This is a genomic window from Thermopolyspora flexuosa, assembly GCF_006716785.1.
Classification (GTDB): domain Bacteria; phylum Actinomycetota; class Actinomycetes; order Streptosporangiales; family Streptosporangiaceae; genus Thermopolyspora; species Thermopolyspora flexuosa.
Map to the genome: position 1 here is coordinate 528,345 of NZ_VFPQ01000001.1, position 15,095 is coordinate 543,439.

11 protein-coding genes are annotated in these 15,095 nt (G+C 73.3%); 2 read left to right on the forward strand and 9 right to left on the reverse strand.

Annotation, left to right across the window (positions count from 1 at the left end; translation table 11 throughout):
• Nucleotides 1-15: 15 nt before the first annotated feature.
• The 9 genes from FHX40_RS02340 to FHX40_RS02380 all read right to left on the reverse strand — a co-directional run bounded on the left by FHX40_RS02340 (nt 16) and on the right by FHX40_RS02380 (nt 12,247).
• Nucleotides 16-1,824 (reverse strand): ABC transporter substrate-binding protein, encoded by a 1,809-nt coding sequence (locus FHX40_RS02340; RefSeq protein WP_211350139.1) that lies wholly within the window; start codon nt 1,822-1,824, stop codon nt 16-18.
• Nucleotides 1,825-1,851: 27 nt separating this feature from the next.
• Nucleotides 1,852-2,997: an LLM class flavin-dependent oxidoreductase gene (locus tag FHX40_RS02345; protein WP_142258077.1), complete on the reverse strand. Its 1,146-nt coding sequence runs from the start codon at nt 2,995-2,997 to the stop codon at nt 1,852-1,854.
• 197 nt (nt 2,998-3,194) lie between these two features.
• Nucleotides 3,195-4,979, reverse strand: a complete 1,785-nt coding sequence (gene nikE / locus FHX40_RS02350; protein WP_142258078.1) for a nickel ABC transporter ATP-binding protein NikE — start codon at nt 4,977-4,979, stop codon at nt 3,195-3,197.
• Nucleotides 4,976-5,896, reverse strand: coding sequence for an ABC transporter permease (locus FHX40_RS02355; RefSeq protein ID WP_170198681.1), 921 nt, complete (start codon nt 5,894-5,896; stop codon nt 4,976-4,978). The genes nikE and FHX40_RS02355 overlap by 4 nt, the downstream gene beginning before the upstream one ends.
• Before the next feature lie 6 nt (nt 5,897-5,902).
• Entirely contained in the window at nt 5,903-6,853 is a 951-nt protein-coding gene (locus FHX40_RS02360; protein ID WP_142258079.1) for an ABC transporter permease, read from the reverse strand.
• 22 nt (nt 6,854-6,875) lie between these two features.
• A complete protein-coding gene (locus FHX40_RS02365; RefSeq protein ID WP_142258080.1) occupies nt 6,876-8,471 on the reverse strand; it encodes an ABC transporter substrate-binding protein in 1,596 nt (531 codons plus the stop codon).
• Nucleotides 8,472-8,600: 129 nt separating this feature from the next.
• Nucleotides 8,601-9,677: an LLM class flavin-dependent oxidoreductase gene (locus FHX40_RS02370; protein ID WP_142258081.1), complete on the reverse strand. Its 1,077-nt coding sequence runs from the start codon at nt 9,675-9,677 to the stop codon at nt 8,601-8,603.
• 32 nt (nt 9,678-9,709) lie between these two features.
• Nucleotides 9,710-10,987: an NtaA/DmoA family FMN-dependent monooxygenase gene (locus FHX40_RS02375; protein ID WP_142258082.1), complete on the reverse strand. Its 1,278-nt coding sequence runs from the start codon at nt 10,985-10,987 to the stop codon at nt 9,710-9,712.
• 27 nt (nt 10,988-11,014) lie between these two features.
• A complete protein-coding gene (locus FHX40_RS02380; RefSeq protein ID WP_142258083.1) occupies nt 11,015-12,247 on the reverse strand; it encodes an acyl-CoA dehydrogenase family protein in 1,233 nt (410 codons plus the stop codon).
• A gap of 613 nt (nt 12,248-12,860) precedes the next feature.
• On the opposite strand from FHX40_RS02380, the gene FHX40_RS02385 reads away from it, so the two are divergent.
• Together FHX40_RS02385 and FHX40_RS02390 are read left to right on the forward strand one after the other, a co-directional pair.
• Nucleotides 12,861-13,394, forward strand: coding sequence for a flavoprotein (locus FHX40_RS02385; protein WP_142258084.1), 534 nt, complete (start codon nt 12,861-12,863; stop codon nt 13,392-13,394).
• A 462-nt stretch (nt 13,395-13,856) separates the two neighbouring features.
• Nucleotides 13,857-15,068, forward strand: coding sequence for a multidrug effflux MFS transporter (locus FHX40_RS02390; protein ID WP_142258085.1), 1,212 nt, complete (start codon nt 13,857-13,859; stop codon nt 15,066-15,068).
• The last annotated feature ends 27 nt before the right edge of the window (nt 15,069-15,095 follow it).

Sequence of the window (15,095 nt, forward strand, 5' to 3'; positions counted from 1 at the left end):
GCGCGTCGCCCCCGCTCAGTTCGCCGGGCTGACGGCGATGTTGGTGATGTCGGCGTGGGTGGCGAGCGACGACCAGGTCCAGTTGCGCACCCGCTCCGAGGTGATCACGACCTTGCGCTTCTCGAACAGCGGGATCCACGGCAGGTCGGTGGAGACCAGCCGGTCGGCCTCGGCCCAGATCGGCCCGGGGTCGTCGTAGGCGAACGCCTTCCTCGCCAGCCGGTTGAGCTCGGGGTTGTGGTAGCAGATCGCGTGCACGTTGCCGGTGCCGCAGGGCGCGGCGTCCGAGTTGAGCCAGCCGCCGAGCAGCATCCGGGTGCTCGGCCCCTGCCAGTCGGGCGCGAACGACCCGCTCAGCGACACGTCCCAGCGGCTCTTGGGGTCCTGCACGTACGGGTGGTACTGGGCGTAGGGCACCGGGATGAGGTTGAGCTCGATCCCGGCCCGCGCCAGGTCGTTCTTGAGCGTGACCGCGATCGTCTCGAACTGGGCGTTGACCCGGTAGACCGCGTCGAGTTTCAGCCCGTCCGGGTACCCGGCCTCGGCGAGCAGCCGCCGGGCCTTCTCCGGGTCGCCGGTGTGCCCCGGGGTGGCGTACGGGTCGAACGGCTCGTGGCCGAGGATCGTCGAGGTGATGATCTGGCCGAGCGGCTTCGCCGCGATCGGGCCGCCCTGCGCCTGCACCAGGTTCGCCTTGTTCACCGCGTACGCCAGGGCCTGCCGTACCTTCGGCTTGCGCAGGGCCTGGGCGCCCGGCGAGGTGGCCTCGGGCCGCGCGTTGAACGTGATGAAGTTCGCCGCCCCGCTGTCGGAGGCGTGCAGGTACGGGCTCCCGCTCGCCTGGTACTGCCGGATCGTGGCGAGCGGCGGCACGTCGAGGTAGAGCGACAGGTCGGCGTCGCCGGACCGGATCCGCTGCACCACGGCGTCCTCGCTGTTCGTGGTGAAGTCGACCACGATCTCGTCGACGTACGCCTTGCGCGCCGGGTCCTTGGTGTGGTCGTACCCCTCGACCTTCTTCAGCACGAGGCTGCGCCCCGGCTCGTAGGAGTCGATCCGGTACGGCCCGCTGGAGGGGTAGTTCTTGCGGAACTCCAGCGAGTCGCCGATGTAGCGGGAGACGAACTCCTCCGGCAGCGGGGAGACGAAGTTCATCGACAGGATGTGCAGGAAGTCGTAGTGCTTCGTGTCCGAGCGGAGCACGAGCGTCTTGTCGTCGGGCGCGGAGACGCCGGGGATGTCGTGGGTGTCGATGAACCGCTTCGACCGCGCCGGGTCGCCCGGCGGCACCTTGGCGAACTCCTCGCAGTACTCGGTGAACCCGGAGAAGGCGAGCTTGAAGTAGTTGATCGCGGCGACCTGCTTGTTCGGGTCGCAGAACCGCTTGATCGCGTAGACGAAATCGCCCGCGACGATCTCGCGGTCGGTCGCGCCCGAGTACCGGATGCCGTCGCGCAGGCGGAAGGTGTAGGTCCTGCCGTCGTCGCTCACCTCCCAGGACTCGGCGAGGTCGGGCACGAGCTCGGTGTCGTCCCTGATCTCGGTGGCGCTGCCCCGGTAGGTGACGAGCTGCCGGGTGAGGGCGCGCAGGATCAGCCAGGAGTCGGTGCTGTACCCGGTGAGCGGGTCGAGCGCGTCGATGTCGGACTGCAGGGACGCGATGCGCAGGGTGCCGCCGGGCGCGGGGGCCTCGCCGCCGCCCGCGCCCGGACCGGCCGCGGGGGTGACCGGGCCGGCGCAGGCGGCGAGCAGGGCGGCGGCCGCGGTGAGCAGGGCCGCCGGCCGGCCGCGGCGCCGGGGGTTCCGGTAGGGGTTCTGGGTCACGGTGGGGCTCTTCCGGGGTCCGTCGGGTCAGGGGACGAGGGCGGGTGCGGTGCCGGCGGCCGGGGCGGGCAGCAGGCCGCGGGAGCGGAGCACGGCGGCGGCGCCCTCGGCGAACCAGTACGCCTCCTCCAGGTGGGGCTGGCCGGAGAGGATGAAGTGGTCGAGGCCGAGCGCGTGGTACTCCTCGATCCGGTCGGCGACCTCCTCGTGGCTGCCGACGAGCGCGGTGCCCGCGCCGCCGCGGACCAGGCCGTAGCCCGCCCACAGGTTCGGGTAGATCTCCAGCCGGTCGCGGTCGCCGCCGTGCAGCGCGTACATGCGGCGCTGGCCGACCGACTCGGAGGCGGCGAGGTCGGCGCGGACCGCCGCGATGCGCTCGGGGGTGATCCGGGACAGCAGCCGCTCGGCCTCGGCCCACGCCTGTGCCGAGGTGTCCCGGCTGATCACGTGCAGCCGGATGCCGAAGCGCAGCTCGCGTCCCTCCGCGGCGGCGAGCTCGCGCATCCGCTCCAGCCGCTCGGCGATCAGCTTGGGCGGCTCGCCCCAGGCGAGGTAGACGTCGGCCCGCCGGGCCGCGACGCGCTCGGCGGCCGGGCTCGCCCCGCCGAAGAACAGCGGCGGCAGGCCGTACCCGCCGGTGTCGACCCGGGCCTCCTCGATCCGGTAGTGCCGGCCGGTGAAGCCGAACGTCTCGCCGGGCGGCGGGTCGGTGACCCCGCGCAGGACCGCGAGGAACTCGTCGGTGCGGTCGTACCGCTCGTCGTGGCCGAGGTGGTCGCCGAACCGGCGCTGCTCGGCCGAGTCGCCGCCGGTGACCACGTTGAGCAGCAGCCGCCCGCCGGTGATCCGCTGGAACGTGGCGGCCTGATGCGCGGCGAGCGTGGGCGACACCAGGCCCGGCCGGAAGGCGACGAGGAACCTCAGCCGCCGGGTCACCTGGGACAGGGCCGCGGTGGTGATCCACGGGTCCTCGCACCATAGGCCGGTCGGGGTGAGCACGGCCTCGTACCCGAGCTGCTCGGCCGACCGGGCGATCTGGCCGAGGTACTCGATGGTCGGAGGGCGGAAGGTGTCGGCGACCGCGGCGAGGGTCTTCTGCGACCCGTCGCCGGAGCCGACGATGTCGCGGCTGTCGCCGTTGGTCGGCAGGTACCAGTGGATGTGCAGGGTCATGCCGCCACCCCCTGGGCGGGCCGCCCGGCGGCCGCGCGGCCGCCGGGGACGGGACGGGTGCGGTGGTGGGTCATCTGGTGTTCCAATCCGGTTGTCGGGCCCGGCCGCCGGTACGGCGGGGCCGTGCGGGCGGCCGGCCGTGCGTACGGGACCGAAGCGGGGCGGTGCGGGGCGAGGAGGGGAGGGCCGGGGGCCGGTCAGGCCGGGACCCTCCGCGGCTCGGCGCGGCCGAGCGGGAGCACCGCGTCGAGCAGCTCCTTGGTGGCCGGGTGGCGCCGGTCGTCGGTGAGCTCGGCGGCGTCGAAGGTCTCCACGAGGACGCCGTGGCGCAGCACGCCGATGCGGTCGCACATGAACTCGACCACCGCGAGGTTGTGGCCGATCAGCAGGTAGGTGAGGTCGAGGTTCTCCTTGAGCTCGAGGAGCAGGTTGAGGATGTCCGCCTGGGTGGACACGTCGAGCGCGGACGTCGGCTCGTCGAGGATGAGCAGGTCCGGCTCGAGCGCGAGCGCCCGGGCGATGCCGATCCGCTGCCGCTGGCCGCCGGACAGCTCGTGCGGGTACCGCTCGAGGTAGGCGGCGGGGAGCGCGACGAGGTCGAGCGCCGCGGCGGCGCGGGCCCGGCTCTCCCGGCGGGAGGACGCCTTGCCGAGCCGCAGCAGCGGGCGGGCGATCTGCTCGCCCACCGGCACTCGCGGGTTGAGCGAGCTCGTCGCGTCCTGGAACACGAACTGGAACCGGGGCCGCAGCCGCCGCAGCCGCGCCCGCGACAGCGCCGAGATCACCTCGCCGTCGAAGACGACTTCGCCGGAGGTGGGCCGCTGCAGGCCGCCGGCGAGGCGGGCGAGCGTCGACTTGCCGGACCCGGACGCCCCGATGAGCCCGAACGCCTCACCCCGCCGGATGTCGAGCGAGACGCCGGTGAGCGCGGTGAACCGCCGCTTCGGCAGCCCGGTGCCGAGGCCGCCCACCGTGAACTCCTTGGTCACGCCGCGCAGCGAAACGAGCGGAGGCCGGCCGTCCGCCGGGCCGGGCGCGCCGGTACGGCCGGCCGGGGCGGCCCCGGCCGGGGCGGGCGGCGGATCGCCGGGGCCGGCGAGGCCGAGGCGGCGGGGCAGGCCGAGCCCGGCGAGGCGGAACCGGGCGCCGAGCTCGGGCACGGCGCGGATGAGCGACCGGGTGTACTCCTCGGCGGGCGCGGTGAGCACGCGCTCGCGCGGCCCCTGCTCGACGATCCGGCCGTCCTTCATCACCGCGACCCGGTCGGCGACGTACGAGACGACGCCGAAGTCGTGGGTGATGAGGAGCAGCGAGCCGCCGGTCCGGTCGACCGTGCCGCGGAGCAGGTCGAGGATCTGTTTCTGCACGACCGCGTCGAGCGCGGTGGTCGGCTCGTCCGCGATGAGCAGCGCCGGCCCGGCGAGGCTCGCCAGCGCGATCATCACCCGCTGCCGCATTCCGCCGCTGAGCTCGTGCGGGTAGGCGGCGAGCACCCGGGCGGTGTCCTCGATCCCGACGTTCCGCAGCCAGGTTTCGGCGATCGCCCGCCGCTCGTGCCGCGGGGCCTGCGGGTGGTGCAGCGCGATGATCTCCCGGAGCTGGTTGCCGATCGTGAACGACGGGTCGAGCGAGGTGAGCGGGTTCTGGAAGATCATGCCGATCCGCCTGCCGCGGAACCTGGTGACCGAGGAGCGGGTCGCGGAGAGCACCTCCTCGCCGCGCAGCGCGACCGTCCCGGAGACCACCTCGGCGTCCGGCGGCAGCAGGCCGAGGATCGCCGAGGCGGTGAGGCTCTTGCCCGCGCCGGACTCGCCGACGAGGGCGACCACCTCCCCGGCCGGTACGGTGAAGCCGACGCGGTCGACCACGGTCTCGGCGTCCCGGCCCCGGCCGAACCGGATGGTCAGGTCGGTGACGGTGAGCAGCGGCTCGCCGGCCCCGCCCCGCGGCTCCGCGGCGGACGGGACGGTGGGTGCGGTCATCGGTCCGCCCTCCGGGTGTGCGGGTCGAAGACGTCGCGCAGGCCGTCTCCGAGCCAGTTGAACGCGAGTGCCACGACGAGGACGACGAGGCCCGGGAGCAGCGCCGGGTAGACGTTCCCGGTGATGATCACCTTCGCGCCCTCGGAGATCATCCGGCCCCAGTCGGCGGTCGGCGGCTGCACGCCGATGCCGAGCGCGCTGAGGCTCGAGGAGAACACGATCATTCCGCCGACGAGGCCGGTGCCGTACACCACGATCTGGCCGGCGACGTTCGGCAGCACCTCGCGGAACACGATGGCGAGGAAGCCCGAGCCGAGCGACTCGGCGGCCTCGACGTACTCGCGGCCGCGCTGCAGCTTCACCTCCGCGAAGATCACCCGGGCCACGTACGGCACCGCGGAGAACACGATCGACAGGACGACGACCGGCGTGCCGGGGCCGAGGAGCACCGCGAACACGAGCGCGATCATGATCACCGGGAAGGCGAACATGATGTCGACCGTCCGCATGATCAGGCCCGCGACCCGGTCGTCCGACAGGCCCGCGACCCGGTCGTCCGACAGGCCCGCGACGAGCGCGAGCAGGCTCCCGATCACCGTCGCCGCCGCGGAGGCGAGGAACGCGACGATCAGCGAGGTGCGCCCGCCCCAGATCAGCCGGCTGAGGATGTCGCGGCCCTGCTCGTCGGTGCCGAGCAGGTGGCCCTGCTCGCCGGGGCCGAGGTACTTGATCGACCCGTCCGCGAGGTCGGGGTCGTAGGGCGCGACGACCGGGGCGAGCAGGCTCACCAGCGCCACCGCCGCGATGATCGCCGCGGCGAGCACGACCTGGGCGTTCGCCCGCCGCCGCGACCTGCGCCGCCGCGGCGGGAGGTGGGCCCGCACCGCCCGGCCGTTCGGGGTCGCCGTGAGGAACACTCCGGATCACCTCCTCAGCCGGGGGTTGAGCGCGTCCACCGCGATGTCGGTGAGCAGGTTGACCACGAGGTAGCAGAGCGCCACGAGCACGACGCCGCCCTGGATGAGGGCGTAGTCCTTGCCCAGCACCGCGTTCACCAGCTGGGTGCCGATGCCCGGCCAGTTGAACACGTGCTCCACGAAGAACACGCCGGTGATGAGCGTGCCGATCTCCAGGCCGATGATGTTCACCACCGCCGGCAGGATGTTCCGCCCGATGTGCTTGCCGAGCAGGATCCGGCGGGGCACGCCCTGCGAGGTGAACGTGCGGACGTGGTCGCTGGAGGACTCCTGGATGATGCCGAGCCGGGTGAACCGGGCGAGGACGAGCATCGAGATGAGGCCCGCCGACACGCCCGGCAGCACCAGATGGGCGAGCAGGTCGCCGAGGCCGCCGCCGTTCCTCGAGTACATCCCGCTCGTCGGCAGCCAGCCGAGCCGCAGCGAGAAGATCCAGATGAGGACGAGGCCGAACCAGTACACCGAGAGGTTGCCGCCGACCTGGACCAGCAGCATCGTCAACCGGTCGAGCGGCCTCCGGTGGCCGATCCCGGCGAGCACGCCGATGAGCACGCCGAACATGGCGCAGACCAGCACGCCCGCCGCGGTGAGGATCAGCGTGTTGACGAAGTTCGGCCAGAGGATCTCGAAGACCGGGCGGTGCTGCGCGATCGACATGCCGCCGCCGGCGGTGAACAGCTCGCGCACCCACTTCAGGTACTGCTGCCACCACGGCAGGTCGAGGCCGTACGACGCGCGGATCGCCGCGATCTGCTCGGGGGTGTGGTCCCGGGCGAACTGCGCCTCGATCGGGTCACCGGGGGTCAGCCTGCCGATGAGGAAGGTGAGGACCGACACCACCAGCAGCACCGGGACCATGGTGAGCAGCCGCCGGAGGATGTGCCTGAGCGTTCCCATCGCCGGTAGGTCCCGCATCCGCTCAGTCGGCGAGCCAGACCTTCGTCAGGTCGTACCAGTTGGTGGCCGGGAAGACGAAGCCCCGCACGTTCGGCCCGAGCGCGTAGTAGCGGGTGAGCGAGACCGCCGGGATCGCGATCGCCTCCCTGCGGGCCTGCTCGTCGGCCTTCCGCCACAGCTCGATCCGCCGGTCGGCGTCCGCGGTGTACCGGGCCTTCTCCACGGCCTCCCGCAGGTCGGGGTGGGCGTCGAGGTCGAAGCCCTTCGGCACCACGTTGGTGTTGATCACCTGCTGGAGCCACTCGGCGTAGCTGCCGCCGTACTCGTCGATGCTGAGGCCGTCCTCCGGCTCGGGCCTGCCGAACGCGCGGGCGACGTAGCTCGGGCGGTCGAGGGTGACCACCTCGACGTTCACGCCGATGCCCTTGAGGTGGCTCTGCAGCCACTCGGCGAGGTTCTGGTTGGCGACGTCGGCGACGATGGTGAAGCCCAGCGCGCCCGGGCCGTACCCGGCCTGGCGCAGCAGGGACTTCGCCGCCTCGGGGTCGTAGGGGAAGTCCCGCGCCTGCGGGTCGTACGCCTCGTTGCCCGGCGGGAGCAGCGAGCCGAGCGCGACCGCGTGGCCGTTGTACACCTCGCGGGCGAGCCTCTCCCGGTCGATGCCCTGGATGATCGCCTGGCGCACCCGCCGGTCCTGGAACGCCTTGTTCCGCGCGTTGAACGTGAAGTAGAGCAGCGCCGCGCCGTGGCCCTCGGGCACCTGGAAGCCGCGGGACTCGAGGGTGGCCACGTCGTCGGGCTGGACGTAGCTGATCAGGTCGACCTCGCCGTTGAGCAGGGCGGCCAGCCGCGTCTGGTGGTTCGGGATGATGCGGAAGACCAGCTCGTCGAGGTACGGCGGGTCGCCCCAGTAGTCCGGGTTGCGGCGCAGCACGATGCGGTCGCCGACGGTGCGGGAGACGAACGTGTACGGCCCGGTGCCGCTCGGGTGGTCGGCGAAGCCGTCGTTGCCGTACCTCTCCCAGGTGGCCGGGTTGCCGATGGTGAGCGTGCTCATCGACTGGGCGAGGATGCGCGGGAAGCCGAGGAAGGGCCTGGCGAAGCGGAACTCGTAGGTGTGCTCGTCGACCACCCGGCCCTCCTCGAGGTCGCCGAGCCAGTTCTTCAGCCGTGCCGCGCTCGTCTCGTCGTAGAACTCGTAGCCGGGGTCGGTGACCCGGCGGACGTTCTTGTGCACGGCCTCGGCGTCGAACGGCGAGCCGTCGTGGAAGCGGACCCCCTGGCGCAGGGTGAACGTCCAGGTGCGGCCGTCCTTGGAGACCGACCAGTCGGTGGCGAGGGCGGGCAGGAGCTTGGTCGGCCCCGCGGTGTCGGAGAGGTCCTCCTTGACCAGGCCCTCGAAGATGTTGCTGGAGACGCGGTAGGTCTCCCAGTAGCCCTGGCGGTGCGGGTCGAGGGCGAGGGGCTCGAGGTAGAGGCCGACGACGAGGCCGCCGCCGGTGCGCGGCGCGCCGCCCGAACCGGCACTGCCGCCGGCCCGGTCACCGGCCCCCGCGGCGGAGGTCCCGCCGCCGCAGGCGGTGAGCAGCAGCGCGCCGAGGAGCAGGATGACTCCCACGACCGCCGTCCGGTGGCGGTTTCCGGATCTCACGATGGTGTCCCTTTCACGAAAGCCGAGGAGCGTGGGTCGGGCCGCCCGGGCGGGAGCGGTCGCGGGGGACGCCCGGGCGGCCCGGGGTGCGGTGGGTCAGATGGAGGGGGCGAAGGCGAGCGGCGGCTGCGGCTCGGGGGCCGGGAAGGCCGGGCGCGCGCCCTCGAGCAGCGGGGCGGGCCCGGGCAGGTTGAGCCGGGCGCGCAGCGTGCCGCCGTCGTGCCGCCGGACGGCCCTTCGGGCGGCGAGGCGGGGGACGACCTCGTCGACGAACGCCGCGACGGCCGGCGCGCCGCCGGGGGCGGGGCGCAGCAGCACGCCGTCCACCCCGGGGTGGGCGGCGGCGGACGCGGCCCGCTCGGCCAGGTCGTCGGCGCCTCGGGACCCGTCGGGCGGGGCGACCTCGGCGAACAGCAGGGCGCGGCGGCCGTCCCCGGAGAACCGGCGGGCCGCGGCCGCGTCGAGCGCGGCGACGGCGGCGCCGATGTCCTCGTGCGGGGCGAGCACGACGAGGTCGGCGGTCTCGCCCGCGGCCCGCACCGCGTCCGCGGAGTCCGCGTACCAGGCGAGCACCGGGGCGCCCTGCACGGTCGCCGGGACGGTGAGCGGCCCGGCGATGGTGAAGATCCCCTCGTGGTCGATGTGGACGATCCGGTCGCCGCGGGCGAAGATCCGGCTCTCCCGGTCGGCGATGATCGCGTCCCGGGGCCAGCTCTGCCACAGCTTCTGGATCGCGATCGCCGCGTCCCGGGTGGTCTCGACCCCGGGGACGATCCCGCCGGGGAGCCCGGCGCCGCCCCAGGCCCGCCGACCCTCGCCGTCCGCGGGCGCGTAGCCGTCGCGGACGCCGAGGATGAGCCCGGACCGGCCGCGGGTGAGGTGGTCGAGCGAGGCGACCCGGCGGGCGAGGTTGTACGGGTGGTCGCGGTGCGGGGCGGCCGCGGCGAGGAACGCGGTGCCCGGCGCGTGCGCGGCGAGGAAGGTGGCGGCGACCGTGGACTCGAGGGTCGCCTCGCCGGGGGCGCTCCCGTCGATCCGGTCGATCCCGGCGACCGCGAACGCCGCGCCCGCCGTACCGAGGCGGGCGGCCGGCAGCGGGTCGCCGGCGAGGGCGGCGAGGTGGTCGCCGGTCAGGCCGATGGCGAGGTACGCCGCGGTGGTGGTGTCACCCATGGTGGTCTCTCCAGCTCGTTCCGGTCCGCGGCTCAGGCCGAGGCGGCCCGCAGGTGCCCGCGGAGGGTGTCGGTCTCGTACTCGTGCCGGAAGAGGCCGCGCTTGCGCAGCAGCGGGACGACCTCGTCGGCGATCACCTCGAGCCCGTCGTCGAGGAGGTCCGGCTGGAGGTTGAACCCGTCGACCGCGCCGGACCGCCACCAGTCCTCGATGTGGTCGACGAGCTGCTCGGGGGTGCCGACGAACCCGCCGTGCCCGGAGCCGGTGTACCGGGTCTCGCGCAGGTACTCGCGGATCGTCGGGTTGGTCTTGCGGATCCGCTCGTGGATCGACTGCCGGAAGCCGATGCTGCCGCCCGGGTGCCGTGGGTCGAGCATGGCGGCGAGGACCTCTTCGGGGAATTTGTCGTCGAGGTCGAGCTTCGACACGTCGTACCCGATCGCCTGGGAGAGCCACTGGACCGAGTACGAGGCCGGGCCGAGGTCGTGCAGCTCGTCGCTGCGCCGCCGGGCCTCCTCCTCGGTGCTGCCGAGGCTCACCAGCAGGCCGGGGAGGATCTTGACCGAGTCCGGGTTCCGGCCCGCCTCGACCGCGTGCCGCTTCACCTCGTTGTAGTGCCGGATCGCGCCCTCCTTGGTGAGCTCGGCGGCGAACACCGCGTCGGCGCGGCGGCCGGCGAGGGCGCGGCCCTGCGCGGAGCCGCCGGCCTGGAGGAGCGCGGGACGGCCCTGCCGGGACGGCGGGACGCGCAGCCTGCCGTCGAACTCGAAGAACTCGCCGCGGTGGTGGACCTCCTCGCCGGTGCGCGCGGAGTCCCACAGCGCGAGCACGAGGTCGACGAACTCGGCCGCCCGCGCGTACCGGTTCTCGCGCTCCGGGATCTCCGGCAGGCCGAAGTTGGCCGCGGCCGTGCCGTGCCGGGTGGTGACGATGTTCCAGCCGGCCCGGCCGCCGGACAGGTGGTCGAGGGACAGGAACCGCTGGGCGAGCTCGAACGGGTCGTTGAGGGTGGTCGACGCGGTGGCGATGAGGCCGACGCGCTCGGTCGCCGCGGCGACGTGGCTCCAGACCACGGTCGGGTCGAAGCGGCCGGCGTTCGCGTCGTACGTCGGGTCGCCGAGGGCGGGCGCGTCGGCGAGGAAGACCGCGTCCAGCGTGGCCCGCTCGGCGAGCCGGCCGATCCGGTGCCAGTAGGCGGGGTCGATGAACGACTCCGGGTGCAGCCGCCGGGACTGCCAGGCGGCCGGCAGGTAGCCGAGCACGAGGACGTTGACCCCGAGGATGACCCTGCCCGTACGGGATGTGGACATGAGAGGACCTCCGATACCGGGTGCGGGTTACTCGCTCTGGCCCGCGGCGAACCCGTAGATCCGGGTGGGGTCCGCGCCGTTGACGTGCCAGTCGCCGAGGATGCGTTCCTTGTAGACGCGCGGGTTGTGCGAGGCGAGGGTGCGGGCGTTGCGCCAGTGGCGGTCGAGGAGCAGCTCCTCGGAGGTGCCGGAGGCGCCGAGCGCGTCGAACACGATCGTGGTGGCGTTCAGCGCCGCCTCGATGATCACGAGCTGCGCGCGGTTGACGGCGATGTGCCCGGTGACCACGAGCCGCTTCTTCTCCTCCTCGTCGCCCGCGATGTGCGCGTGGGCGATGTCGTCGAGGCTCGCCGACGCGGACTCCAGGGCGGCCTCGGCCGCGAACGACGCGGCGGACACCTTGCCGATCACCTGCAGCAGCTGGGGGTCCTCGCTCGCGGTCGCGGACAGGCCGTGGGCGTAGTTGCGCTTGCGGCGCCTGAGCGCGGCGATGCCGTCGCGCAGCGTCGCCTCGGTGATGCCGGCGAGGATGGCGAGCAGCGCGGTCTGGTAGAAGAGGCCCTGGTAGGCGAAGCGCTCGGAGACGGGGAACAGGTTCTCGCTCTCCACCCGGGCGTCGGTGTAGGTGGCGCTGCCGCTCGCCGTGGTCTTCTGGCCGAAGCCCTTCCAGTCGTCGAGCACCTGCACGCCGGGCTGGTCCCGGCGCACGATCGCGGTGGTGGGGGTGCCGTCCGGGGCGACCGCGAGCACGTCCAGCCAGTCGGCGTAGAGGCTGCCGGTGGCGTAGTACTTCGCGCCGGTGATCAGCCAGTGGTCGCCGTTGGGCACGAGCCTGGTCCGGATGTTGGCGTACGTGCCGTTGTTCGCCTCGGTCCAGCCGCCGCCGACGAACTCGCCGTCGAGGAAGCGCTGGATCCAGCGGTCGGTGCGCTCCGAGCGCGGGGCGTTGAGCCGGTCCTCGACGAAGGCGAGGTGGTTGCGCCAGACGTGGGCGACGTTCGGGTCGGCCGCGCCGAGCTCGCGCAGCAGGCGGAAGGTCTGCTGCAGGGAGGCGCCGAACCCGCCGAGGTCGACGGGGATGCGCAGGGCGCCGAAGCCGGCGTCGATCAGCCAGCGGACCTGTTCGTAGGGGAAGATGCGGGACTTCTCGCGCTCCAGGTTGCCCTCGGCGATGCGCTCGAAGATGGGGCTGAACCGTTTGCGGAGGTCGTCGAAGTCCGCGGTCGCGTGCCGGAGGGATGGGGCGGCGGTACGAGACATGAGGAGACCGATCTTTCGTGTCGTCGGGCGGGCACCGGCGGCGGGCGTGACGAACCCGCCGGACGTGGTGCCGCGTGCCTGGGGATGCCGGCCGGACGGGCCCGGCATGGGGGTGGCGTACGGAGGGCCCGCGGACGTGCCGGGCCGCTGGTGGCGCGGACCGGCGGACGGGTGCCGCGGGTGGAGGAGGGGGTGTCGTCGAAGGGATCGCCGTGCTGGTCACGCGCGCCGAAGCATGGCGATGGCGGTCACGTACAGCGGTCGCTGGCCACTCGCATGTAGTCGACCGCCCGGCGGACGGTCAGGACGACTGATCCTGGCATACCCCTAATTTCCTACAAGTTATACATGCTTTCAATCCCCTCTCGCATCCTGAGATGTCGCAGGTGAGCGGGGCGGAAGGGGCGCGGGCGACCTCGGACGGCACGCCGGGTGACACGTGCGTGTGCGCGCTGACGCCGGTCGTACGGCGTTGGGGCCGGGCGGCGGGGTCGCCGGGCGTGTACGACGGGGCCGCGGGCCGTGCCGTACGGACGGGTTCTTGCCCGGTGGAAGCGGGCGGGGGACCATGGGCGCAGGCTGACCGGGCAGGCGTGGATCGTCGGGAGAGGGCGTGCGGGGAGCGGGCAAGGTCCTCTATGTCATCGTGTGCGCCGCGGCGCCCGCGGGGGACGTGGGGCGGCTCGTCGAGCTGGCCCACCGGGAGGGGTGGGAGGTGCAGATCGTGGCCACCCCCTCGGCCCTCGACTTCATCGACGTCCCGGCCCTGGAGCGGCAGACCGGCCGCCCGGTGCGCAGCCGGTACCGCAAGCCGGCCGATCCCAAGCCGCCGCGCGCGGACGCGATCGTCGTCGCGCCCGCCACGTACAACACGATCAACAAGTTCGCCCGGGGGAGCGCCGACACCTACGCCTTGGGCCTGCTCGCGGAGGCGCCCGGGCTGGGCATACCGGTCGTGGTGCTGCCCTTCGTCAACAGTGGCCTCGCGGCCCGCGTGCCGTTCCGGCAGGCCGTGGAGACGCTGCGCGCCGAGGGGGTCCGCGTACTGCTGGGCCCTGGAGAGTTCGAGCCGCACCCGCCGAACGCCGGACCACAGGCGGTCGCGGCCTTCCCGTGGCACCTGGTCCTGCCCAACCTGAACGTCTGACGCCGCCGTCCTCGGGACTCATGCCACCACGCGGGGTACGCCCGCCCACGTCGAGGAGGAGCGGCGATGGCCGGGGCGGTCGCCACCTGTCCTGGCTGAGGGAAGGCCGTCACGGGGACCACCCGCGACCTCCTCCGCCGTCCGGGCCTTTCTGGTCCGCGGTTCCGTACGGCCGCCGGCCCGGTGTGCCGGGTACGCCGCGGGGGAGGCGGCCCGCGCCGTGGGCCCCATGCCGGCGACGGGAGTGTGACGTTGCGAACAGGCGGGAATGCGCGGTGCGGGCGCAGGACGTTTCCCTAGGCGGCACAGGGGTACGGTGCGGCGTCGTGCGTCGTCAACGGCCAAGGGCGGCAGAGATTTGTGACGATGGAGTGCTGAATTAATAATCCGCCCCGGATGAGATTATTTGTAGCTGATTCGATAACGTAACCACGTGACTCCGACCCTCCCACGCACCTCCCTATGACCACGGTGACGCTGACCCGCGCCCGGCGCCTCGCGATCCTCGTCACGCTGGGCGCCCTCTCCGCCTTCGGGCCGCTCTCGCTCGACCTCTACCTGCCGTCGCTGCCGGACCTCGCCGAGGACCTCGGCGCCACCGAGGCGCTCGGCCAGCTCACGATCTCCCTGTGCATGATCGGCCTGGCCGCCGGGCAGCTCCTCCTCGGGCCGGTGAGCGACCGTACCGGCCGCCGGGTGCCGCTGCTCGTCGGCGTGGTGCTCTACGCCGTCACCTCGGTGCTGTGCGCCCTCGCCCCCTCCATCTGGGCGCTCATCGTGCTGCGGCTGCTGCAGGGCCTCGCCGGGGCCGCCGGGCTGGTGATCGCCCGGGCGATCGTCCGCGACCTGTTCGACGGCGCGGAGGCGGCCCGCGTCTTCTCGCTCATGGTGCTCGTCACCGGGCTCGCCCCGATCCTCGCGCCGCTCGCCGGTGCCCAGATCGCCCGGTTCGCCGACTGGCGGGGCCAGTTCGTCGTGCTCGCGGTCATCGGCGCGCTGCTCGCCGTCGCGGCCTTCACGCTGCCGGAGACGCTGCCCGCGTCCCGGCGCCACGACGGCGGCCTGGGCCACGCCCTCCGGCAGTTCGGCGCGCTGGCCAAGGACCGCTGGTTCCTCGTGCACGCCCTGGTGCTGTCCGCGTCCGGCTGCGCCCTGTTCGCCTACATCTCGTTCAGCTCGTTCGTGCTGCAGAACGCCTACGGGATGAGCGGGCAGGCGTTCTCGGTGGTCTTCGCGGTGAACGCGGTCGGCCTCATGATCTCCGGCAACGTCAACGGGGTGGCGCTGCGCCGGTTCACGCCGCGCCGCATGCTCGGCGTCGGCGTGTTGGTCGGCCTGACCGGGGCGTGCGTCGCGGTGGCCGCGGTGTGGGCCGGGTGGGGGCTGCCCGGCCTGCTGCCGGGGATCTTCGTCACCGTCTTCGGGATGGGCATGATCATGCCGAACGCCACGGCGCTGGCGATGGAGCCGCACGCCGAGCGGGCCGGGACCGCGTCCGCGCTGCTCGGCATGCTCCAGTTCCTCGCGGGCGCCACCGTGCCCCCGCTGGTCGCGACCGGCGGCGCCACCGCCGCGGCCATGACCTGGACCATGGCCGGCGGGATGGCGACGGCCATGGCGCTGCTCGGGCTGCTGCGCTCCGCCCGGCGGCCGGTCACCGCCCCGGTGCGCTGACCGTACGGCGGGCCGGCGGCGCCGGCG